The organism is Hydrogenophaga sp. SNF1 (assembly GCF_034421675.1).
Taxonomy (GTDB): Bacteria; Pseudomonadota; Gammaproteobacteria; order Burkholderiales; family Burkholderiaceae_C; genus Hydrogenophaga; species Hydrogenophaga borbori.
The window spans coordinates 1,029,657-1,050,565 of record NZ_CP139793.1; the positions used below are offsets into that span (position 1 = coordinate 1,029,657).

Here is a 20,909-nt window from a genome sequence, read left to right on the forward strand (position 1 = left end):
GGTGTCCGGATGACAGCTTTGTTATTCGGTTTGCGATAGGGTCGCGACCATGCATCCTCAAGCCCCCTCGTTCTGGCGCATCGGCTGGACCTCGCTGCTGCGCGACTGGCGCGCGGGCGAACTTCGCCTGCTCGTGGTCGCCGTGACGCTGGCGGTGGCCGCGCTCACCGCCGTGGGCTTCTTCGCCGACCGCCTGCAGGGCGGCCTGGCGCGCGACGCGCGCGCCCTCATCGGTGGCGACGCCGTGGTGGTGTCCGACCAGCCGGCCGATCCGGCCTTCGCGGCGCGCGCCGAGGCCCTGGGCCTGCGCCACACGCTGAGCCTGGGCTTTCCCACCATGGGCCGCGCGCCCGACGAGCAGGGCGGCGCCGCCCGCCTGGTGGCGCTCAAGTCGGTGGGCGAGGGCTACCCGCTGCGTGGCACGGTGCGCGTGTCCGAATCGCCGGACGCGCCGGACACGGTCGCCCCCGGCATTCCCGCGCGCGGCACCGCCTGGGTGGACGCGGCGCTGCTGGTGCAGCTCGACCTGCGCGTGGGCCAGCCGCTGCTGTTGGGCGATGCGCGCTTCACCATCGAGCGGGTGCTCACGGTGGAACCCGACCGGGGCGGTGGCTTCATGAGCTTCGCGCCGCGCGTGATGATCCGCAACGACGACCTGCCCGCCACCGGACTGGTGCAGCCCGCCAGCCGTGTGAGCTACCGGCTCGCCGTGGCCGGGCCCGACGCCGCCGTGGCCGCGTTCAGCCGCTGGGCGAAGGAGGCGATCGAACGCCCGGGCGTGCGCGGCGTGCGGCTGGAGTCGCTGGAGGGGGGCCGGCCCGAGATGCAGCGCACCCTGGGCCGCGCCGAGAAATTCCTCAACCTCGTGGCCTTGCTGGCCGCGCTGCTGTGCGCCGTGGCCGTGGCCATCGCCGCGCGCGGCTTCGCCCAGCGCCACCTGGACGACTGCGCCATGCTGCGCGTGCTGGGCCTGTCGCAGGGCAACATGGCGCGCGCCTACACGGTGGAGTTCGCCGCCGTCGGCCTGCTGGCCAGTGCGCTGGGCGTGCTGCTGGGCTGGGCCGTGCACCACGTCTTCGTGTGGCTGCTGGCGGGCCTGGTGGAATCCAGCCTGCCACCGCCCGGCCCGGTGCCGGTGCTGCTGGGCCTGGGCATGGGCCTGACGCTGCTGCTGGCCTTCGGCCTGCCGCCGGTGCTGCAGCTGGCCAAGGTGCCGCCGCTGCGCGTGATCCGCCGCGACGTGGGCCAACTCAAGCCGGCCACGCTGGGCGTGCTGGGCCTGGGCGTGCTCGGCTTCGCGGCCCTGCTGCTGGCGGCCAGCCGCGACCTGCTGCTCGGCGGTATCGCGGTGGGCGGCTTCGCGGCCGCCGTGCTGCTGTTCGCGGCCGCCAGCTTCCTCGCGGTGCGCGTGCTGCGGGCCAGCGTGAACGAGGCCACGGCGCCACGGGCCCTGGTGATGGCCACGCGCCAACTCTCGGCGCGCCCGGTCTACGCGGTGGTGCAGATCAGCGCGCTGGCCGTGGGCCTGCTGTCGCTGGTGCTGCTGGTGCTGCTGCGCACCGACCTCATCGACAGCTGGCGTCAAGCCACGCCGCCCGACGCGCCGAACCGCTTCGTCATCAACGTGCAGCCCGAGCAGGCCCAGGCCTTCCAGCAGGCGCTGCGCGGCGCGGGCGTGAGCCAATACGACTGGTTCCCCATGATCCGGGGCCGCCTGGTCAACATCAACGGCAAGGCCGTGCAGCCGGAGGACTTCGAGGCCGAGCGCGCGCAGCGCCTGGTCGAACGCGAGTTCAACCTCTCGCACACCGCCGAGCGGCCCGAGAACAACCCCATCGTGGCCGGCCGCTGGACGCCCGAAGAGGCCGACGGCCTGAGCGTGGAGGAGGGCCTGGCGGACGAGCTGGGCCTGAAGCTGGGCGATACCCTGGGTTTCGACATCGCCGGCCAACTGGTGCAGCGCCGCATCACCAGCCTGCGCCACGTGGACTGGGGCTCCATGCGGGTGAACTTCTTCGTGCTCTTTCCGGTGGCCGAGATGAACGACGTGCCGGTCACCTACATCAGCGCCTTCCGCGCGCCCGAGACGCGCGGCTTCGACAACGCCCTGGTGCGCGAATTTCCCAACATCACCAACGTCGACATGAGCCAGACCATTGCCCAGGTGCAGCGCGTGCTGGGCCAGGTGATCGCGGCCATCGAGTTCCTTTTCGCCTTCACGCTCGCGGCCGGGCTGGTGGTGCTGCTGGCGGCCGTCACGGCCACGCGCGGCGAGCGCGAACGCGAGTTCGCCATCCTGCGCGCGGTGGGCGCGGGCTCGGGCCTGCTGCGCCAGGTGCAGCGCATCGAGCTGCTGGGCGTGGGCCTGCTGGCCGGGTTCCTGGCCTCGGTGGTGGCGGTGGCCGTGGGCTGGGCGCTCGCGCGCTACGCCTTCGAGTTCACCTGGACGGCCTCGCCCTGGGTGCCGCTGGGCGGCGCGCTCGCCGGCGCGGTGCTGGCGCTGGCGGCGGGCTGGTGGGGGCTGCGCGCGATCCTGCGCACGCCGGTGGTTGAAACCTTGCGCCGCGCGGCGACCTGAAGACATGAGCGATCCACTCCTGCCACCCGAAGAGCCGGCGACGTTCGCCACGCCGTTTGAGTGGATCGGCGGCGAGGCGCGCGTGCGCGCCCTGGTCGACCGCTTCTACGACCTGATGGACCTGGAGCCCGGCTACCGCGCGCTGCGCGCCGCGCACGGCAGCGCGCTGGACAGCGCGCGCGACAAGCTGTTCTGGTTCCTGTGCGGCTGGCTCGGCGGGCCGGACCACTACGTCTCGCGCTTTGGCCACCCGCGCCTGCGCATGCGCCACCTGCCGTTCGCCATCGGCATCCTGGAGCGCGACCAGTGGCTGGCCTGCATGGACCAGGCCATGGGCGAGACCGGGGTCGACCCCGAGCTGCGCGAGCGCCTGAAGCGCAGCTTCTTCCAGACCGCCGACTGGATGCGCAACAGCCCGGGCTGAGACCGGCCTCAGCGCGTGATGAGCGCGGATTCGCGCAGCACCAGCGGGCCGTACCAGGCCTCGGCCGTGGTGGCCAGGTTGTTGGCGTCGGTCATCAGGCCCAGGGCCGTGAGCGGGCCCGGTGGGCGTTCGAAGGCCGCCAGGTAGTCGGCCCGCACGTCGCGCTCGTGTTCCACCCAGCGGCCCAGCTGCCGCGGCCCTTGCTGCACCACCAGCTTGCGGATGCGCCGCGTGTGCGGGTTCTCGATCACGGTGCCCACGGGGTAGCGGTTGTCCCACACATACATGAGCGTGGCGTAGGGCAGGGGCTCGCCGGTCATCAGCTGCGCCAGCTCCGAAAGCATGTGGTCGCGCCGGCTCCAGGTCTGGCGGTCGCCGTCGAAGCTGAGCATCACGCGGGCGACGGCGTCGTCGGCCTGCGGGTCTTTCATGTCGGCCTGCTCCAGCAGCGCGTCGGCCCACCAGGAGAACCGCAGCCGCGCGCCCGGTGGCAAGTCCGCCGCCTTCAGGGGCAGGCGCATGAGGCTGTTGCCCGCGGCGCTGCGCGCGTGCAGGGCCGGGCGGCCGCCGTGCTCGGTGGCGCGGTAGTCGGTGGGGCGGCGGTTGCCGTAGCGGCGGTGTGTCCAGGGGCCGGCGGGCGCCAGGCCGTCGACCGCACAGGCGCGGGCCCAGGCCGATCCGTCGACGCTCCCGTCGTCGGGTCCGGGCGAGGGCCCTGGCGCGGCGCAGCCCGCGAGGGCGGCGCCGGTGGCCAGCAGCCAGTGGCGGCGATCGGGGCGCATGGGGTGGGCGGAGGCCGGCATGGCGCGGATCATGCCTTGCGCCGGTGACAGCGGCCCGGCCCGGGCCGGCCGACGGCGCCACGCGGGCCGGCGGGCGTGCAGGGCGTCACGCCGGGCGCAGCAGCACCACCAGGGCACCCGCGCCGCCGTCGGCCGGGCGGGCCTGCACGAAGGCCAGCACTTCCTTCTTCTGGACCAGCCAGCGCAGCACCCGGCCCTTGAGCACCGGCGCGCGGCCCGGCGAGCCCAGGCCCTTGCCGTGCACCACGCGCACGCAGCGCAGGCCCTGCTGGTGGCTCTCGCGCACGAAGCGGCCCAGGGCTTCGCGCGCCTCGTCTGTGCGCAGGCCGTGCAGGTCGATCTCGCGCTGGATCGCCCAGCGGCCCTCGCGCAGCTTGCGCGCCACGTCCAACCCCAGGCCGGGGCGGCGGTAGCTCAGCAGCTCGTCGGTGTGCAGCAGGGTCTCGACGTCGAACTCGTCGGACAGGGCCTCGCGCATCACGGCGGCTTCGTCGCGCTCGCGCTGCAGGGGCCGGGGCTCGGGCGGGCGGCGGGCGGGCTCGGCCCGGCCGTGCGCGGGCAGGCGCTCCACGGGGCCCACGGCGAGTTCGAACAGGCGGCGCTCGCGCTCGCGCCGTGCGGCGGCCAGGCGCTCGGCTTCGCGCTCGGCGGCCTCGCGCGCGCGGCGCTCGGCCAGCGCGTGGCGGATGGACTGGAGCTCGCTGAGGGCGTTCACCTTCATGGCCCGCATTGTCGGGCCGGGCCGCGGGCGCGTGGCGCGGGGCTCAGAGAAGCCCGAGCTGGGCCAGGGAGGCGACGCGCTCGCGCGTGACCACGATGTGGTCGAGCACCCGCACGCCCACCAGGGCCAGCGCGTCGCACAGGCTGCGGGTGAGCGCCACGTCGGCCGCCGAGGGCTCGGCCACGCCGCTGGGGTGGTTGTGGGCCAGCACCACGGCGGCGGCCTGGTGGTGCAGGGCGCGCAGCACCACCTCGCGCGGGAACACGCTGGCCTGGTTGAGCGTGCCGCGAAACAGCTCCTCGAAGGCGATCAGGCGGTGCTGGCTGTCGAGCAGCAGCACGGCGAAGACCTCGTGCGGGCGGTCGCCGAGCTGCAGGCGCAGGAAATCGCCGGCCGCCGCCGGGTCGTTGAGCAGCTCGCGGGTCTTCAGCGGCTGGGCCAGGGCGCGGCGGGCGATCTCCATCACGGCGGCGATGAGCGCGCGCTTGGACGGCCCCAGGCCCTTGACGCGGCCGAGTGCCGCGGCGTCGGTGGCCACCAGGCCCGCGATGCCGCCGCAGGTGTCCAGCAGCTCCTGGGCGAGCTGCAGCACGTGCTTGCCGGCCAGGCCGGTGCGCAGCAGCACGGCCAGCAGTTCGGTGTCGCTGAGGGCGTTCGCGCCGCGCGCGAGCAGTTTCTCGCGCGGTCGCGCGTCGCTGGGCAGGCCCTTGAGCCCGACCCCCGGATGGACTTGCATGCCTTGGCTCCCTGGGTGGCCGGCGCTTTTTACAATACGCGTTTCACCCCATCCCCCCGGGTGCATCGCCACCCCCGCCATGTCCCACGTCCAGCCCGGCTCCTTCCTGACCCTGCACTACCGCATGAGCGATGCGGGCGGTCAGGTCATCATCGATACCTTCAACGGCCAGCCCGCCACGCTCAGCCTGGGCCAGGGCGAGCTGTCGCCGGCCATCGAACAGCGCCTCATCGGCCTGGAAGAGGGCACGCGCACCGTCATCGAACTGGCGCCCGGCGAGGCCTTTGGCGAGCGCCAGCCCGAGATGCAGCAGTGGGTGGCGCGCAAGCTGCTCGACCAGCTGGGCGACCCGCTGGAGCGCTACGCCGTCGGCGATGTGGTGCAGTTCCCCACGCCCGACGGCACCGGCACCTACGCCGGGGCCGTGCGCGAGGTGCGCGAGGACGGCGCGGTGCTGTTCGATTTCAACCACCCGCTCGCCGGCCAGCCCGTGCGCTTCGAGGTGCAACTGATCGGGGTGCTGTGATGGCGCGTCTTGAAGACATCGTCCTTGCCGAGCCGCGGGGTTTTTGCGCCGGGGTCGACCGCGCGATCGAGATCGTCGAGCGCGCGCTGACCAAGTTCGGCGCGCCCATCTACGTGCGCCACGAGATCGTGCACAACACCTACGTCGTCAACGACCTCAAGTCCAAGGGCGCGATCTTCATCGAGGACCTGGCCGACGTGCCCCCTGGCGCCACCCTGGTGTTTTCGGCCCACGGCGTGAGCAAGGCGGTGCAGAACGAGGCCGCGCAGCGCGGCTTTCAGGTGTTCGATGCCACCTGCCCGCTGGTGACCAAGGTGCACGTGGAAGTGGCCAAGCTGCACCGCGAGGGCTACGAGTTCATCATGATCGGCCACAAGGGCCACCCCGAGGTGGAAGGCACCATGGGCCAGCTCGACAGCGGCATCCATCTGGTGGAAGACGTGGCCGACGTGGCGCGCGTCAACCCGGGGCGCGGCGACAAGCTCGCGGTGGTGACGCAGACCACGCTGTCGGTGGACGACGCGGCCGAGATCCTGGCCGCCGTGAAGGCGCGCTTCCCCCAGGTGCGCGAGCCCAAGCAGCAGGACATCTGCTACGCCACGCAGAACCGGCAGGACGCGGTGAAGCTGCTGAGCGCCCAGGTCGACGTGGTCATCGTGGTGGGCAGCCCCACCAGCTCCAACAGCAACCGCCTGCGCGAGGTCTCGCTCAAGCGCGGCACGCCGGCCCACATGGTGGACAGCGCCGACGAGTTGCGCCCCGAATGGTTCGAGGGCCGAGCGCGCGTGGGCCTCACGGCCGGCGCCTCGGCGCCCGAGATCCTGGTGCGCCAGGTGATCGACCGCATCAAGGCCTTCGGTGCCATTTCCGTGCGCTCCATGGACGGCCTGTCGGAGACCGTCAAGTTCCCGCTGCCCAAGGGCCTCAAGCTCGGCGACACCAGCGCCCCCTGATTCCTTCCACCCCCCTTTTTTCCATGCTCGACATCGTTCAACTGCGCAAGGACCTGCCCGCCACCGTGGCCCGGCTCGAGACGCGCAAGCAGCCCCAGCCTTATCTCGACGTCGCGGCCTACCAGGCCCTCGAAGGCGAGCGCAAGACCCTGCAGACCCGCACCGAGGAGTTGCAGGCCCAGCGCAACAGCGTGTCCAAGCAGATCGGCATGCTCAAGGGCAAGGGCCAGCACGCCGAGGCCGATGCGGCCATGGCCCAGGTCGGCGCCATCAAGGCCGAGCTGGAGGCCGGTGCCGCCCGGCTGGACCTGATCCAGGCCGAGTTGCAGGCCCTGCTGATGGCCGTGCCCAACCTGCCGCACGAGAGCGTGCCGGTGGGCGGCGACGAGTCGGGCAACGTGGAGGTGCGTCGCTGGAGCCCTGGCGGCAAGGGGCCGCGCGCGTTCGACTTCCCGGTGCGCGACCACGTCGACCTGGGCGCACCGCTGGGGCTGGACTTCGAGACCGGTGCCCTGCTCTCGGGCTCGCGCTTCAGCTTCCTGCGTGGCCCGATCGCGCGGCTGCACCGCGCGCTCGCCCAGTTCATGCTGGACGTGCAGACCCTGGAGCACGGCTACACCGAGTGCTACACGCCCTACATCGTCAACCGCGAGGCGCTGGAGGGCACGGGCCAGTTGCCCAAATTCAAGGAAGACATGTTCTGGGTCTACCGGGGGAAGGGCCCCGGTGATGCCGGCGCGGGCGGTGGCGACGACGCCGCCACCGAGCAGTACCTCATCTCCACCTCGGAAATTTCTCTCACCAACACCGTGCGCGAGCGCGTGCTGGCCGAGTCGGAGCTGCCCATCAAGCTGACCGCGCACAGCCCCTGCTTCCGCTCGGAGGCCGGCAGCGCGGGCCGCGACACGCGCGGCATGATCCGCCAGCACCAGTTCGACAAGGTCGAGATGGTGCAGATCACCCACCCCGACCAGAGCTACGAGGCGCTGGAGCAGATGGTGGGCCACGCCGAGGCCATCCTGCAGAAGCTGGAACTGCCCTACCGCGTGGTCGCGCTGTGCACGGGCGACATGGGCTTCGCTGCGGCCAAGACCTACGACCTGGAGGTCTGGGTGCCGGCGCAGGACACCTACCGCGAGATCTCGAGCTGCTCCAACTGCGAGGCCTTCCAGGCGCGGCGCATGCAGGCGCGCTTCAAGAACGCGCAGGGCAAGAACGAACTGGTGCACACGCTCAACGGCTCTGGCCTGGCGGTGGGCCGCGCGCTGGTGGCGGTGCTGGAGAACCACCAGAACGCCGACGGCAGCATCAGCGTGCCGGCCGCGCTGCGGCCCTACCTCGGCGGGCTGGAGCGGCTGGCGGCGGAATAGGCGCCGCTTCGCCGCGCTGTTCCCGGCTTCACGGGGCGGCAGACGTGGGAGATTCCCTGGCGGTCATGTCGGCCGACGAAAGGAATCGCGCGTGTTGTCTTCCCAGTCCCCTTCCCCGGGCCCCTGGCTCGCCTCCCTGAGCCTGCGCACCAAGCTGCTGCTGATGGTGGTGGGCGTCGTGCTGGCCGGTTTCGCCGCCACGGTGGTATCGCTGACGCGCCAGGCGGGCCAGCTGCAGGAGAAGACGGCGCTCATGTTCGCCGAGGAACTGGCGACGCGCAACGCGGCGCAGATCGGCGCCGAGCTCAACGCCACCATGACGGCCGCGCGCACCCTGGCGCAGTCGCTGGCCGGCTTGAAGGCCAGCGGTCGCGCCGACCGCGCGCAGGCCGACGCCTTGCTCAAGAGCGTGCTGGAGGGATCGCCGCAGTTCCTGGGCGTCTGGACCGCGTGGGAGCCCGACGCCTTCGATGGCCGCGACGCGGAGTTCGCGGGCAAGCCCGGGCACGACGCCTCGGGTCGCTACATCCCGTACTGGAACCGCGGCAACGGCGTGGCGTCGGTGGAGGTCCTGGTGGACTACGACAAGCCCGGCGCCGGCGACTACTACCAGTTGCCCAAGCGCAGCGGCCAGGAGACGCTGATCGAGCCGTACAAGTACACCGTGGCGGGCAAGGAGGTGCTGATCACCACCACGTCCGTGCCCATCGTGATGGGCGGTCGTCTGGTCGGCGTGGCGGGCATCGATGTGGCGCTCTCCAGCCTGCAGGACAAGGTGGGCGCGATTCGCGTCTACGACACCGGCTACGCCAGCCTGTTCTCCGCGGGCGGCCTGACCGTGGGCGACCGGGATCCCGACAACGTGGGGCGCGAGCTGACGGCGGCCGACGAGCGCGAGCCGCTGAACGCGTCCCTGCGCGACGGCCGGGTGGTGCGGGTCAGCCACGAAGACCCGCGCCTGGACACCGAGGTCACGCGCATCTACGTGCCGGTGCCGGTGGGCAAGGACCGCTCGCTCTGGGCCTTTGCCGCCACGGTGCCGCAGGACCGCATCCTGGCCGAGGTGAACGCCTTGCGCGTCACCGCCTGGACGTTGGGCGCCGTCTCGGTCGCGCTGGTCTCGCTGGGCCTGCTCTGGGCCCTGCAGCGGCTGGTGCTGCGCCCGCTCGGCGGTGAGCCGGCCGAGGCCGTGGCGGTCAGCGAGCGCGTGGCGCGCGGCGACCTGGGCCAGCCCGTGCCCGTGCGCCCGGGCGATCAGCACAGCCTGATGGCCCAGCTGGCGCGCATGCAGCGCGACCTCGCGGGCGTGGTGGCGCGCGTGCGCCAGGGTGCCGAGGCGGTGGCCACGGCCAGCTCGGAGATTTCGCAGGGCAATCAGGATCTCTCCGGCCGCACGGAAGGTCAGGCCAGCGCGCTGGAAGAGACGGCCGCCTCCATGGAGCAGCTGGGCACGGCGGTCGGTCAGAACGCGGGGCACGCGCGCGAGGCCGACCAGCTCGCGCGCTCGGCCAGCGAGTTGGCCGAGCAGGGTGGCGCGGCCGTGCAGCGGGTGGTGGACACCATGGGCGACATCAACGCCGGCTCGCGCAAGATCGCCGACATCATCGGCGTCATCGACGGCATCGCCTTCCAGACCAACATCCTGGCGCTCAACGCGGCCGTGGAAGCGGCGCGCGCGGGCGAGCAGGGCCGCGGCTTCGCCGTGGTGGCCAGCGAGGTGCGCCACCTGGCCACGCGCTCGGCCCAGGCCGCGCACGAAATCAAGGCCCTGATCGGCAGCAGCGTGGACAGCGTGGACCAGGGCACCGTGCTGGTGAACGAGGCCGGCCAGACCATGCGCGAGGTGATCGCTTCCATCCAGAAGGTGTCGCGGCTCATGTCCGACATCAGCACCGCCAGCGGCGAACAGAGCGCTGGCGTGGGCCAGGTGGGCGAGGCGGTGGTGCAGCTGGACCAGACCACGCAGCAGAACGCCGCGCTGGTGGAACAGATGGCCGCGGCCGCCAACAGCCTGCGCCAGCAGGCGGACGAACTGGTGTCGACCGTGTCGGTGTTCCGCCTGGGGGCCGGCGGGGCCTGAGCCCGCCCGGGCGCCGGCGCGCGCCCGCGGCTTCTTACTCCCCGACCTTGCCCAGCAGGCGGATCAGCTCTGCCACGTCGCTGTCCGACAGGCCGCTGCGCAGGTGGTTCTCGTGCTCGCGCACCACGCGCGCGGCGCGCGTCCAGAAGCGCCGCCCTTCGGGCGTGAGCTTGAGGTGCACGCTGCGGCGGTCGTGCTCGTGGCGGCAGCGCTCCACCAGGCCGCGCTCGGCCAGCTTGTCCACCAGCGGCACCATGGACGGGTTGGTCAGCCCCACCGCCTTGGCCAGCCGCCCCTGCGACAGCTCCGCATTGCAGCTCAGCAGCTCCAGCACGCCGTACATGGCGGTGGTGAGCTGCAGCTTGGCCAGCGCCTGGTCGATGCGCTTGAGCGAGCGGTTGTGCGCCCGGCGCAGGTGGTAGCCCAGGTAGGCGTCGAGGTTGCCCAGGGCGGGCGAGGGGGTGTCGGGGGGAGCGGCCATGCGGGGCGGCAGGATAGCACGCACCCCCTGATGATTTGATGTCTATTAGTTTGACATCGAACTATTAGACGTCTACCATTCGGCTCCCGTCACGGACCACCAAGAGACAGGAGACCGCATGTTCGTCGTCGACAACCACATCCACCTGGGCCAGCCCGGCGTGCACGTGTCCGAGCACGTGTACAAGCAGCTGCGCAAGAACTGGAGCGAGCGGGGCTTCCGCTACCACAGCACCGAGGTGAAGTCCGAGCGGCGCGACGGCGAGATGCTGGTGCACGTGATGGACGAGGTCGGCATCGACGTGTGCTGCGTGCTCGCGGGCAACTGGAACCGCGTGCTCAAGCCCGAGCACCGCCCCTACGACGTGCCCAATGACTTCGTGGCCAAGCAGGTGGCGGCGTCCAACGGCCGCCTCATCGGCATCTGCAGCGCCGACCCCATCGTCGACCCCTGGGGCGCGGCCGACGAGCTGGAGCGCTGCGTGCGCGACCTCGACTTCCGCGGCATCAAGCTCTACCCCACCTATGCGCACTTCGATCCGCGCGACAAGGCCTGCGACCCGCTGTACGAAGCGGCCACGGCGCTGGGCGTGCCGGTGCATTTCCACATGGGCTTCACGCCCGTGTGCGGCGCCGACATGAAACTGCAGCAGCCCTGGCTGCTCGACGAGGTCGGCCAGCGCTTCCCCGACATGAAGGTGGTGATCTGCCACCTGGGCTACCCCTACGCGGCCGAGGCCATGGGCGTGGTCGCGCGCAACCCCAACTTCCACGCCGACCTCAGCGCGCTGGGCTTCTACCACCCGCGCACCGTCTACCAGCTGATCCACGACTTCGGCTGCGTGAACCCCTGGGAGCGGCTGCTGTACGGCTCGGAGAACCCCTTCATGTGGACCTTCCACAAGACCGTGCAGGGCATCAACGAACACGCCAAGGCGCTGGGCATGCCGGAGATTCCGGACCACGCCATTGAACTCATCATGGGCGGCAACGCCACCCGCCTGTACCGCATCGACCAGGCCAAGCAAGGCCGGGGCACGCGCGCCGACAAGGCCGCCGCCTGATTCCCAGCCCCTCACAGGAGACAAGCACATGAACTTCCATCGCCGCTCCCTGCTGGCCGCCGCCGCGGCCTCGACCCTGAGTGCCGTGGCCCCTCTGGCCCTGGCGCAGGCGAGCTACCCCGCGCGCCGCGTATCGCTGGTGGTGCCCTTCCCCGCGGGCGGTCCCGCCGACATGGTGGCGCGCGTCATGCAGCCCCTGGTGCAGAAAGCGCTGGGTGAGGTGGTGATCGTGGAGAACTTCGCCGGCGTGGGCGGCGCGCTCGGCGTGGGCAAGGTGCTGTCGGCGCCGCCCGACGGCCATTCGGTGCTGCTGGCCACGGTGGCCGAGCCCATCCTGCCGCCCCTGACCATGCCCAACGTGCGCCACAAGCCCGAGGACCTGGTCCTGGTGTCGCAGCTGTCGTACACCAACATCGCGCTGGTGGTGCGGCCCAGCCTGAACATCCGCTCTGTGCAACAGCTGCTGGAGCACATGAAGAACCCGTCGGCCAAGGCGCTGAGCTACGCCACGCCGGGCAGCGGCACGCTCTACCACCTCATGGGCGAGCACTTCAAGTCGCTCACGGGCGGGCAGCTGCTGCACGTGCCCTACAAGGGGCTGGCGCCCGCGCTCAACGACCTGCTCGGCGGACAGGTCGACATCGCCTTCCTGCCCATGGCCGGCAGCACGGCCAAGCTGATCGAGCAGGGCTCGCTGCGCCTGATCGCCAACGCCGCGGCCGAGCCGGTGGCCGGCGTGCCGCGCCTGGGCGACGTGGATGGCCTCAAGGACTTCGTCTACACCGTGTGGACCGGTGTCTTCCTGCCGCGCCAGGTGCCGGCCGAGGTGGTGGCGACGCTGCACCGCGCGGTCGACACCGCCCTGCAGGGGCCCGAATTCGAGAACTACACGCGCGAGGCGGGCGGTGTCGCGCTCAAGCGCGCCATGCCCCTGGCCCAGGCGCAGAAGTTCTACAGCGCCGAGGCGCAGCGCCTCACGCGCATCTTCCAGGCGGTCAAGCTCAAGGTGGACTGAGGCGGTCGCCGGCGGCGCGCCGGCTTGATCCAGATCATGGCCAGCCGGCGACGCCGGCGGCCATTTCCTCTAAGCTGGCGCCATGTTCTGCCGTGTCAGCGCGTCCCCCGTCGCCCGCGGACTCTGCGCCGCCGCCGCGCTGGCGCTCGCGGCCTGTTCGCCCGAACCACCCGCCACCTGGTCCGGCTATGCGGTGGGGGATTTCGTCTACGTGGCCGCGCCGCTGGCGGGCACCCTCGAATCCCTCCAGGTGCGCGCCAGCGACACCGTGGCGCGCGGGGCGCCGCTGTTCGAGCTGGAATCGGCCAGCGAAGCCGCGGCCCGGGACGAGGCCGCCGCGCGGCTGCAGGCCGCCCAGGCGCAACAGGCCAATCTGGAGAAGGGGCGCCGCGCCGACGAGCAGGCGGTGATCCGGGCGCAGCTGGCGCAGGCCCAGGTGGCGCTCGCGCTGGCCCAGCGCGAGGTCGAGCGCCAGCAGCGCCTGCTGGCGCAGGGCTTCGTGTCGCTCGCCCAGGTCGACGACGCCAGCACGCGGCAGCGCGCGGCGGCCGCGCGGGTCGACGAGTTGTCGGCCGCGCTGCGGGTCGCCCAGCTGCCGGCGCGCGGCGACGAGCAGCAAGCCAGCCGCGCCAACGTGGCGGCGGCGGGCGGCGCCCTGCGCCTGCTCGAGCGCCAGCTGGAGAAGACGCGGCGGTTCGCGCCGGTGGCCGGTGTCGTGAACGATGTCTTCTTTCGCCCGGGCGAGTTCGTGCCGGCCGGCCAGCCGGTGCTGGCGCTGCTGCCGCCGGGGAACATCAAGCTGCGCTTCTTCGTGCCCGAGGCCGAGCTGTCCGGCATCCGCCTCGGCCAGTCCCTGGCGGCGCGCTGCGACGGCTGTGGCGCGCCGCTGCAGGTCCGTGTCTCGCACATCGCCGGGCAGGCCGAGTACACGCCACCGGTGATCTATTCGAACGCGCAGCGCGCTCGGCTGGTGTTCATGGTCGAGGCCCGGCCCGAGCCCGCGGACGCGGCGCGCCTGCACCCGGGGCAGCCGGTCGACGTCGAGCGCCCTGTCGCGGGCACGCCATGAGCGCGCTGGCCATCGACGTCAGCGGCCTGACCAAGGCCTACGGCGGGCGCAAGGTGGTCGATGGCGTGCAGCTGCAGCTGGCCGCCGGGCGCATCTGCGGCTTCCTCGGCCCCAATGGCAGTGGCAAGACCACGACGATCCGCCTGCTGTGCGGCCTGCTGCGTCCGGACGCGGGCAGCGGCACCTGCCTGGGCCTGGACCTGCGCGAGCAGGCGGTGCGCATCAAGCGCCAGGTGGGGTACATGCCGCAGCGCTTCGGGCTGTACGAGGACCTGTCGATCCGCGAGAACCTGGACTTCGTCGCGCGCCTGTACGAACTGCCGCGGCGGCGCGAGGTGGTGGCGCGCACGCTGGAGCGGCTGGGACTGGCCGCGCGCCAGGGGCAGCTGGCCGGCGCCTTGTCCGGCGGCTGGAAGCAGCGCCTGTCGCTCGCCGCCTGCCTGATCCACGAGCCGCGCCTGCTGCTGCTCGACGAGCCGACGGCTGGCGTCGACCCCAAGGCGCGGCGCGAGTTCTGGGACCAGATCCACGACCTGGCGGACCAGGGCATCACGGTGCTCGTGTCCACGCACTACATGGACGAGGCCGAGCGCTGCCACGAACTGGTCTACATCGTCGACGGCCGCGTACTGGCGCGCGGCAGCGAGCGCCAGATTCTGGAGGCGGCCGGGCTGGTGGTGTGGTCGCTGAAGGGGGAAGGGGTGAGCACGCTCGCACCGTCGCTGCGCGCCTGGCCCGGCGTGCTCGGCGTGGCCGCGTTCGGCAATGCCTTGCACCTGAGCGCGCGCGACGCGGCACCGGTGGAGCCCCGCCTGCGGGCGCTCGAGCAGCAGGGCTTCGGGGTGCAGCGCATCGAGGCCAGCCTGGAGGACGTGTTCATCAACCTGATGGGGCGTGCATGAACGGCCTTTCCTGGGCGCGCACGCTGGCCGTGTTCGTCAAGGAGTTCCAGCAGATGCTGCGCGACCGCCTGACCTTCGCCATGGCGGTCGGCGTTCCGGTGCTGCAGCTGGTGCTGTTCGGCTACGCCATCAACACCGACCCCAAGGGCTTGCCCACCGCCCTGGTGAACGCCGACCGGGGCGCGCTGGCCCAACCCATCGTGAGCGCGATCGAGAACACGGGCTATTTCCGTATCACCCACCAGCCGGCCGGCGAGGCCGAGGCCGAGCGCCTGATCGCCCTGGGCGAGGTGCAATTCGTGGTGGCGATCCCGGCCGACTTCTCGCGCCGGCTCCTGCGCGGCGAGACGCCCGCGCTGCTGGTCTCGGTGGACGCCACCGACCCGTCGGCGGCGGCCAACGCCATCGCCGCGCTGTCGCAGCTGGTGCCGCGGGCGCTGGAGCACGACCTCGTGGGCCCCTTGCGCGGCCTGCAGGCGGCCGCGCCGCCGTTCGATCTGCGCGTGCACCGCCGCTACAACCCGGAGGGGCTGTCGCGCTACAACATCGTGCCGGGGCTGATCGGCACCATCCTGACCATGACCATGGTGATGCTCACCTCCCTGGCCATGACCCGCGAGCGCGAGCGCGGCACCATGGAGAGCCTGCTGGCCACGCCGGTGCGGCCGGCGGAGGTGATGCTGGGCAAGATCCTGCCCTACGTGGTGATCGGCTACCTGCAGCTCGGCGTGATCCTGGGCGCGGCCTTCGTGCTGTTCGAGGTGCCCATGGTGGGCAGCGTCTGGCTGCTGCTGGCCATGATCGGGGTGTTCATCGTGGCCAACCTCGGCGTGGGCTTCACCTTCTCGACCATCGCCCGCAACCAGCTGCAGGCGGTGCAGATGACCTTCTTCTTCTTCCTGCCCTCGATGCTGCTGTCGGGCTTCATGTTCCCGTTCCGGGGCATGCCGGCCTGGGCGCAGGCCATCGGCGAAGTCCTTCCGCTGACGCACTTCCTGCGCATCGTGCGCGGTATCCTGCTCAAGGGCAGCACGCTGGCGGACGTGTTGCCCGAGCTGTGGCCCATGCTGGCTTTCCTGCTGGTGGCGGCCGTGGTCGCGCTCGCGCGCTACCGGCAGACCCTCGACTGAGGGCCCACCGGCGGACCGGTCTCAAGGCGTGCCTCTCCCCAACCCATCCCACCGACGATTGCCTCTATGTCCAGCACCAAACCGGCCCGATCGCCCCGATCCGACAACCGACTGCCGGAGCTGCTGGATGCCGCGGCGCGCCTCTTTGCCCGCCACGGGTACGCCGCGACGTCCATGCGGGACATCGCCGTCGAAATCAAGATGCTGCCGGGCTCGCTCTACTACCACTTCCCTTCGAAGGAAGATTTGCTGCTTGCGGTGTACCAGGCCGGCGTGATCGAACTGGAAAAGGCGGCCACCGAAGCCGTGGCCAAGGAGACCGATCCCTGGGACCGCCTGGAGGCGATGTGCAAGGCGCACCTGGAGACCGTCTTGCGCGACAGCGACTACGCCCAGGTCCTGATCCGTGTGTTGCCCGATGACATCCCGCAGGCCGCGGACCGCTTGCGGGAGCTGCGGGACAGCTACGAGCAGTTCTTTCGCCAGGTCGTGGCGCAGCTGCCCTTGCCGGCCGGGACCGACAGGCGCGCCCTGCGCCTGATGCTCATGGGCGCGCTCAACTGGGCGGCCCTGTGGTTCGACCCGGACGGCCGCGATTCACCGCGCGTGCTGGCGCGCAAGTTCGTGGGCCTGGTGAGGGAGGCGCAAGGCAGCCGGGCTGCCGCCTAGGAGGAGCGGGTGCCCGCGCGTGCGGCGGGCGCCTTCGTGTCCTGGCCCTTCTTCGGTGGTTTCGCCGGTTTCTTGGCCCGGACCGCGTCGAGCTTGACGTTCTCGCTCAACACGCCGTGCATGGCGAGGTCGAGGTACTCGCGCACGAACTTCGGCGTCAGCGTCTGGTGGCCCACGAGCAGGCGGTAGTACAGCGGCGCATAGAGCACGTCCAGAATGACCTCCGGGTCGGCGTTGCGCACGGTGCCATCGGCGATGCTGGACTTGACGATGCGAACGCCTTCCTCGCGCCGGGCCCGGATGTAGCCTTCGCGAAACGCCTCGGCCAGCGCCGGGTCGGACTGCCCCTCCGCGATCAGCGCCGCCATCATGCGCCCCAGGGGGCCTCGGAACTGCTCGCTCATGTTGAGCAGACGGTCGATCACCACGTCCAGCGACAGCCGATCGGGGTAGGGGATCGACACCAGCGACTCGCGCCGGAAGGCCGACATGATGATCGCGGCGCGGTTGGGCCACCACTTGTAGATGGTGGCCTTGCTCACCTTCGATCGGGCCGCGATCGCGTCGACCGTCGTGGCCTGCAGGCCGTGCTCCGACAGCAGGGCATAGGCGGCATCCAGCACCGCCTCTTCGGCCTCCTTGCTGCGCGTGCGCCCGCGCGGTCTCTTGCTTTCGGCCACTGAATTGTCGGCAGGCGTTCGAGTAGACATGGTGTCGCGATGTTAATATACTGAACGTTCAGTTTATAAAAAGGAGACGTTCCCCATCATGCAGCAATCCGCCGAACAGGTCGCGCAGGCCGGTCAGACCAGCTTCCGCAGCTTCGAACTCGACGCGAACCGGCGGCCCGACCCCGTGGGCATCACCGCCGAAGAGTGGGCGGTGCGCGTGGACCTCGCCGCAGCCTACCGCCTGTGCGCGATGCACGGCTGGGACGACCTCATCTACACCCACATCTCGGCGCGTGTGCCGGGCACGTCGGGGCACTTCCTCGTCAACCCGCTGGGGCTGGCCTTCGACGAGATCACGGCCTCCTCGCTGGTGAAGATCGACTACGACGGCAACGTCATCGGCGACACGCCCTATCGCCCCAACGCCGCCGGCTTCGTCATCCATGGGGGTGTCCACCAGGCCCGCGAAGACATGGGCAGCGTCATGCACCTGCACACCATCCACGGCATGGCCCTGTCCATGCTGCCCGAGGGCCTGCAGCCGCTGAGCCAGCACGCGCTGCGCTTCTATGGGCGCATCGGCTACCACGACTACGAGGGCATCGCCCTGTCGACGGGTGAGCGCGAGCGCATCGTCGCGGCGCTGGGGCAGCACCGCGCGCTGGTGCTGCGCAACCACGGCACCCTGACCGTCGGCAAGACGGTGGGGGGTGCCTTCGTCGAGATGTACTACCTCGAGAAGGCGGCGCAGGCCCAGATCACGGCCCAGTCGACCGGCCAGCGCCTGCTGGTGCCCGAGCCGCAGGTGTGCGCGCTGACCGACCAGCAATGGCAGGAGGACTTCAGCAGCGACGCCAACCGCGAATGGCCGGCCCTGCTGCGCAAGCTGGACCGCCTCGACCCGTCCTACAAGAACTGATCCCGACTTCAACCGACAACCAGGAGACAAGACATGAGCACCTTCCGCACCCTCGCGGCGGCGATCGCCGTGGCCGGCGCCACGCTGGCCGGCGCCGCCGCCCACGCCCAGCAGATCGTCAAGATCGGCTACGCGGTGTCCCGCGACAGCCACTATGGCGCTGGCGCCGACGCGTTCTGCGACACGCTGGAGAAGGGGTCCGCGAACCGCTTCAAGTGCAGCCAGGCCCCCAACGCGACCCTGGGCAACGAGCGCGAGATGGTCGAGTCCGCGCAGATCGGGTCGCTCGACGTCGCCTTCGTGTCGAGCGGCACGGTGGGCAACTTCGTGCCCGACATCCGTGTGCTGGACGTGCCCTTCCTGTTCCGCGACACCGAACACGCCCGCGCCGTTCTCGATGGCGCGGTGGGCCAGAAGCTGCTCGCCGCCTTCCCGTCCAAGGGCCTGATCGCCATGGCCTGGGGCGAGAACGGCTTTCGCCACCTGACGACCTCGCGGCGCGAGATCCGCGCGCCGGGCGACCTGGCCAACATCAAGCTGCGCACCATGGAAAACCGCGTGCACGTGGAGAGCTTCCGCGCCCTGGGCGCGCTGCCCACGCCGATGGCCTGGCCGGAGGTCTACACCGCGCTCCAGCAGGGCACCATCGACGGGCAGGAGAACCCCCTGTCGATCCTGGTGACGGCCAAGCTGTGGCAAGTGCAAAAGCACCTGGCGCTCACCTCGCACGTGTATTCGCCGACGCTGCTCATCGCCAGTCCGGCGCTGTGGGCCAAGCTCAACGCCGCCGACCGCCAGCTGTTTCTCAACGCCGCCAAGGCCGGCGCGGCGGCGCAGCGTGAGCGCGTGACGCGCGAGGCACAGACTGCCGTGGCCTTGCTGGAGAAAGAGGGCATGAGCATCACGCGCCCGGACACGGCCGATTTCCGCAAGGCGCTGGCGCCGACCTTCAAGAAGTTCGATGCCCAGTTCGGCCCCGACATCGCGGCCATCCAGCGCGTGCAGTGAGCCTGAACGTGCGCCGCGCATACCTGGGGTTTGCCAATGGGTGCGAGCGCCTGTGCGCGCTCGCGCTCACCGCGTTGATGGGTGCGATGGCCCTGCTGGGCTTCTTCCAGGTGGCCACGCGCTTCGTGCTGCATGAGCCTTCGCCCTGGTCGGAAGAGTTCCTGCGGCGGGCCATGATCTGGCTGGTGGCCATCGGGCTGTCCATCGGCTTTCGCTACGGCTCGCACATCTGCGTCGACGTCATCAACCGCGTGCGGGCGGCCTGGCTGCGGGCCTTCGTGCGCGCGAGCGTGTTCCTGCTCTCGCTGGTGTTCCTGGTGACGGTGGCCTGGATCGGCGCCGACATGGCCTGGCGGGTGCGCTTCCAGAGCTTCGCCAGCGTGGAGCTGTCCATGACCTGGGCCTACGCGGCCATTCCGGTGGGCGCGGCCTTCGCCGCCATCGCCCTGGTGGCCCAGTTCATCGCCCCGTCGCAAGACGCGCCAGGCCAGCGGGAGTTTGGAGGCTTGGCATGCCAGGAATGATGTTCGGCACGATGCTGCTGTGCTTCGCGCTCAGCGTCAGCGTGGCCGTGTCGATCGGCCTGGCCAGCCTGGGCGGCGTGCTGATGTCGGGCAGCCTGCCGCTGGTGGTGGTGCCCAAGGAGATGTTCTCCAGCCTCGACAAGTTTCCGCTGCTGGCGGTGCCCTTCTTCGTCCTTGCCGGCAAGCTGATGGAAGAGGGCGGCATCTCGCAGCGCCTGGTGGAGTTCGCCCGTTCGCTGGTGGGCGGCATGCAGGGTGGCCTGGCGCTGAGTTGCGTGCTCACCTGCCTGATCTTCGCGGCGGTGTCGGGCTCGTCCGTGGCCACCACCTTCGCCGTCGGCTCCATCCTCATCCCGGCCCTGGTGCGCATGGGCTATCCCACGAACTGGGCGGCGTCGCTGCAGGCCACCTCGGCGGAGCTGGGGGTGATCGTGCCGCCGTCGGTGCCCATGATCCTGTACGGCGTCGCGGCCGAGGTCTCGATCGGCGAGATGTTCGTCGCCGGCATCGGCCCGGGCGTGCTCATCGCGGGGGCGCTGATGCTCTACGTGCTCATCTGGGCGCGCGTGACGGGCATGGGCAAGCGCGATGGCGAGGGCCGGCTGGCCCTCTGGGTGGCGGGGCGCAACGCCTTCTGGGCGCTGATGATGCCGGTGATCATCCTGGGCGGCATCTACGGCGGCATCTTCACGCCCACCGAGGCCTCGGCGGTGGCCGTGGTCTACGCGGTGTTCGTGGGCCTGTTCGTCTACAAGGGGCTGAGCTGGCGCGCGCTGCCGCGCGTGCTGCGCCAGTCGGCGGTCACCACCTCGGTGATCATGTTCATCATCATGAACGCGGGCCTGTTCTCCTACCTGGTGAACTACGCCGGCATCCCGGAGACCCTGGGCCACTACCTGCAGGAAACGCTCAAGACGCCGATGAACTTCCTGCTGGGCGTCAACCTCGCGCTGTTCCTGATCGGCATGTTCGTCGAGACCGGGGCGGCCATCATCGTGCTGGCGCCGATCCTGGCCCCGGTGGCGGTTTTCTTTGGCATCGACCCGGTGCACTTCGGGCTGATCGTCATCGTGAACCTGGCCCTGGGCATGATCACACCGCCGGTGGGGGTGAACCTGTTCGCCGCCTGCGCGGTGGCGCGCATCCCCCTGGACCAGCTGGTCAAGCCGCTGCTGCCGTTCGTGGGCGTGGTCATCCTCTGCCTGGTGCTGATCTCGGCGGTGCCGGAGATCTCGCTCACGCTGCGCGACGCGGTGTTTCGATAGGG

The 20,909-nt window shown here is 71.0% G+C and carries 21 protein-coding genes; 16 read left to right on the plus strand and 5 right to left on the minus strand.

Translation table 11 applies throughout. From position 1 onward, the window contains the following. Positions 1 to 49: 49 nt before the first annotated feature. Entirely contained in the window at positions 50 to 2,578 is a 2,529-nt protein-coding gene (locus SOM08_RS05015; RefSeq protein WP_116958277.1) for an ABC transporter permease, read from the plus strand. Positions 2,579 to 2,582: 4 nt separating this feature from the next. Then, a complete protein-coding gene (locus SOM08_RS05020) occupies positions 2,583 to 3,002 on the plus strand; it encodes a group II truncated hemoglobin (RefSeq protein WP_322470154.1) in 420 nt (139 codons plus the stop codon). A gap of 8 nt (positions 3,003 to 3,010) precedes the next feature. Here SOM08_RS05020 and SOM08_RS05025 read toward each other — a convergent pair whose 3' ends face one another. From SOM08_RS05025 to radC, 3 genes are all read right to left on the minus strand, one after another. Continuing rightward, entirely contained in the window at positions 3,011 to 3,805 is a 795-nt protein-coding gene (locus tag SOM08_RS05025) for a DUF3047 domain-containing protein (protein ID WP_322470155.1), read from the minus strand. Positions 3,806 to 3,890: 85 nt separating this feature from the next. Beyond that, entirely contained in the window at positions 3,891 to 4,535 is a 645-nt protein-coding gene (locus SOM08_RS05030; RefSeq protein WP_116958274.1) for a Smr/MutS family protein, read from the minus strand. 34 nt (positions 4,536 to 4,569) lie between these two features. Then, positions 4,570 to 5,262 (minus strand): RadC family protein, encoded by a 693-nt coding sequence (radC, locus tag SOM08_RS05035; RefSeq protein WP_116958273.1) that lies wholly within the window; start codon positions 5,260 to 5,262, stop codon positions 4,570 to 4,572. 79 nt (positions 5,263 to 5,341) lie between these two features. Between radC and SOM08_RS05040 the strand changes: the two genes are divergently transcribed. The 4 genes from SOM08_RS05040 to SOM08_RS05055 all read left to right on the plus strand — a co-directional run bounded on the left by SOM08_RS05040 (position 5,342) and on the right by SOM08_RS05055 (position 10,191). Continuing rightward, positions 5,342 to 5,788, plus strand: coding sequence for an FKBP-type peptidyl-prolyl cis-trans isomerase (locus tag SOM08_RS05040; protein ID WP_116958272.1), 447 nt, complete (start codon positions 5,342 to 5,344; stop codon positions 5,786 to 5,788). Continuing rightward, positions 5,788 to 6,741, plus strand: coding sequence for a 4-hydroxy-3-methylbut-2-enyl diphosphate reductase (gene ispH, locus SOM08_RS05045; protein ID WP_181936441.1), 954 nt, complete (start codon positions 5,788 to 5,790; stop codon positions 6,739 to 6,741). Before SOM08_RS05040 ends, ispH begins: the two co-directional genes overlap by 1 nt. Positions 6,742 to 6,764: 23 nt before the next feature. Then, complete coding sequence (gene serS / locus SOM08_RS05050) at positions 6,765 to 8,111, plus strand: serine--tRNA ligase (protein ID WP_322470156.1); 1,347 nt, start codon at positions 6,765 to 6,767, stop codon at positions 8,109 to 8,111. A 94-nt stretch (positions 8,112 to 8,205) separates the two neighbouring features. Beyond that, complete coding sequence (locus tag SOM08_RS05055; RefSeq protein ID WP_322470157.1) at positions 8,206 to 10,191, plus strand: methyl-accepting chemotaxis protein; 1,986 nt, start codon at positions 8,206 to 8,208, stop codon at positions 10,189 to 10,191. Between the two features lie 34 nt (positions 10,192 to 10,225). Here the strand turns inward: SOM08_RS05055 and SOM08_RS05060 are convergent, their stop codons facing one another. Continuing rightward, positions 10,226 to 10,672, minus strand: coding sequence for a MarR family winged helix-turn-helix transcriptional regulator (locus SOM08_RS05060; protein WP_116958268.1), 447 nt, complete (start codon positions 10,670 to 10,672; stop codon positions 10,226 to 10,228). A 118-nt stretch (positions 10,673 to 10,790) separates the two neighbouring features. Between SOM08_RS05060 and SOM08_RS05065 the strand changes: the two genes are divergently transcribed. The 6 genes from SOM08_RS05065 (at position 10,791) to SOM08_RS05090 (ending at position 16,520) form a co-directional block, all read left to right on the plus strand. Then, positions 10,791 to 11,735 carry an amidohydrolase family protein gene (locus tag SOM08_RS05065; RefSeq protein WP_116958267.1) on the plus strand — a complete coding sequence of 315 codons (945 nt, stop codon included), beginning with the start codon at positions 10,791 to 10,793 and terminating at the stop codon, positions 11,733 to 11,735. Between the two features lie 28 nt (positions 11,736 to 11,763). Further along, entirely contained in the window at positions 11,764 to 12,750 is a 987-nt protein-coding gene (locus SOM08_RS05070) for a tripartite tricarboxylate transporter substrate binding protein (RefSeq protein WP_116958266.1), read from the plus strand. A gap of 82 nt (positions 12,751 to 12,832) precedes the next feature. Further along, complete coding sequence (locus SOM08_RS05075) at positions 12,833 to 13,819, plus strand: HlyD family secretion protein (RefSeq protein WP_116958265.1); 987 nt, start codon at positions 12,833 to 12,835, stop codon at positions 13,817 to 13,819. Beyond that, a complete protein-coding gene (locus SOM08_RS05080; RefSeq protein ID WP_116958264.1) occupies positions 13,816 to 14,721 on the plus strand; it encodes an ABC transporter ATP-binding protein in 906 nt (301 codons plus the stop codon). The genes SOM08_RS05075 and SOM08_RS05080 overlap by 4 nt, the downstream gene beginning before the upstream one ends. Further along, positions 14,718 to 15,851, plus strand: coding sequence for an ABC transporter permease (locus tag SOM08_RS05085; protein ID WP_116958263.1), 1,134 nt, complete (start codon positions 14,718 to 14,720; stop codon positions 15,849 to 15,851). Before SOM08_RS05080 ends, SOM08_RS05085 begins: the two co-directional genes overlap by 4 nt. Before the next feature lie 66 nt (positions 15,852 to 15,917). Continuing rightward, positions 15,918 to 16,520 carry a TetR/AcrR family transcriptional regulator gene (locus SOM08_RS05090; RefSeq protein ID WP_116958262.1) on the plus strand — a complete coding sequence of 201 codons (603 nt, stop codon included), beginning with the start codon at positions 15,918 to 15,920 and terminating at the stop codon, positions 16,518 to 16,520. Here SOM08_RS05090 and SOM08_RS05095 read toward each other — a convergent pair. After that, positions 16,517 to 17,200 (minus strand): TetR/AcrR family transcriptional regulator, encoded by a 684-nt coding sequence (locus SOM08_RS05095; protein ID WP_181936440.1) that lies wholly within the window; start codon positions 17,198 to 17,200, stop codon positions 16,517 to 16,519. The two genes, SOM08_RS05090 and SOM08_RS05095, sit on opposite strands and share 4 nt — an antisense overlap. An 88-nt stretch (positions 17,201 to 17,288) precedes the next feature. On the opposite strand from SOM08_RS05095, the gene SOM08_RS05100 reads away from it, so the two are divergent. From SOM08_RS05100 to SOM08_RS05115, 4 genes are read left to right on the plus strand one after another with little or no spacing between them, the layout of a single operon-like run. After that, positions 17,289 to 18,110 carry a class II aldolase/adducin family protein gene (locus tag SOM08_RS05100; protein ID WP_116958260.1) on the plus strand — a complete coding sequence of 274 codons (822 nt, stop codon included), beginning with the start codon at positions 17,289 to 17,291 and terminating at the stop codon, positions 18,108 to 18,110. Positions 18,111 to 18,143: 33 nt separating this feature from the next. Next, positions 18,144 to 19,118, plus strand: a complete 975-nt coding sequence (locus SOM08_RS05105) for a TRAP transporter substrate-binding protein (protein WP_322470158.1) — start codon at positions 18,144 to 18,146, stop codon at positions 19,116 to 19,118. A gap of 8 nt (positions 19,119 to 19,126) precedes the next feature. Further along, positions 19,127 to 19,642, plus strand: coding sequence for a TRAP transporter small permease (locus tag SOM08_RS05110; protein ID WP_147326190.1), 516 nt, complete (start codon positions 19,127 to 19,129; stop codon positions 19,640 to 19,642). Further along, positions 19,630 to 20,907 (plus strand): TRAP transporter large permease, encoded by a 1,278-nt coding sequence (locus SOM08_RS05115; RefSeq protein WP_116958257.1) that lies wholly within the window; start codon positions 19,630 to 19,632, stop codon positions 20,905 to 20,907. The genes SOM08_RS05110 and SOM08_RS05115 overlap by 13 nt, the downstream gene beginning before the upstream one ends. Positions 20,908 to 20,909 lie beyond the last annotated feature (2 nt).

Coding starts and splice junctions, on each gene's coding strand:
- SOM08_RS05085 (WP_116958263.1), top strand. CDS start 14,718: ATGAACGGCCTTTCCTGGGCGCGCACGCTGGCCGTGTTCGTCAAGGAG.
- SOM08_RS05060 (WP_116958268.1), bottom strand. CDS start 10,672: ATGGCCGCTCCCCCCGACACCCCCTCGCCCGCCCTGGGCAACCTCGAC.
- SOM08_RS05100 (WP_116958260.1), top strand. CDS start 17,289: ATGCAGCAATCCGCCGAACAGGTCGCGCAGGCCGGTCAGACCAGCTTC.
- SOM08_RS05020 (WP_322470154.1), top strand. CDS start 2,583: ATGAGCGATCCACTCCTGCCACCCGAAGAGCCGGCGACGTTCGCCACG.
- SOM08_RS05040 (WP_116958272.1), top strand. CDS start 5,342: ATGTCCCACGTCCAGCCCGGCTCCTTCCTGACCCTGCACTACCGCATG.
- SOM08_RS05030 (WP_116958274.1), bottom strand. CDS start 4,535: ATGCGGGCCATGAAGGTGAACGCCCTCAGCGAGCTCCAGTCCATCCGC.
- SOM08_RS05090 (WP_116958262.1), top strand. CDS start 15,918: ATGTCCAGCACCAAACCGGCCCGATCGCCCCGATCCGACAACCGACTG.
- SOM08_RS05015 (WP_116958277.1), top strand. CDS start 50: ATGCATCCTCAAGCCCCCTCGTTCTGGCGCATCGGCTGGACCTCGCTG.
- SOM08_RS05105 (WP_322470158.1), top strand. CDS start 18,144: ATGAGCACCTTCCGCACCCTCGCGGCGGCGATCGCCGTGGCCGGCGCC.
- SOM08_RS05070 (WP_116958266.1), top strand. CDS start 11,764: ATGAACTTCCATCGCCGCTCCCTGCTGGCCGCCGCCGCGGCCTCGACC.
- SOM08_RS05025 (WP_322470155.1), bottom strand. CDS start 3,805: ATGCCGGCCTCCGCCCACCCCATGCGCCCCGATCGCCGCCACTGGCTG.
- SOM08_RS05115 (WP_116958257.1), top strand. CDS start 19,630: ATGCCAGGAATGATGTTCGGCACGATGCTGCTGTGCTTCGCGCTCAGC.
- serS (WP_322470156.1), top strand. CDS start 6,765: ATGCTCGACATCGTTCAACTGCGCAAGGACCTGCCCGCCACCGTGGCC.
- ispH (WP_181936441.1), top strand. CDS start 5,788: ATGGCGCGTCTTGAAGACATCGTCCTTGCCGAGCCGCGGGGTTTTTGC.
- SOM08_RS05075 (WP_116958265.1), top strand. CDS start 12,833: ATGTTCTGCCGTGTCAGCGCGTCCCCCGTCGCCCGCGGACTCTGCGCC.
- radC (WP_116958273.1), bottom strand. CDS start 5,262: ATGCAAGTCCATCCGGGGGTCGGGCTCAAGGGCCTGCCCAGCGACGCG.
- SOM08_RS05065 (WP_116958267.1), top strand. CDS start 10,791: ATGTTCGTCGTCGACAACCACATCCACCTGGGCCAGCCCGGCGTGCAC.
- SOM08_RS05080 (WP_116958264.1), top strand. CDS start 13,816: ATGAGCGCGCTGGCCATCGACGTCAGCGGCCTGACCAAGGCCTACGGC.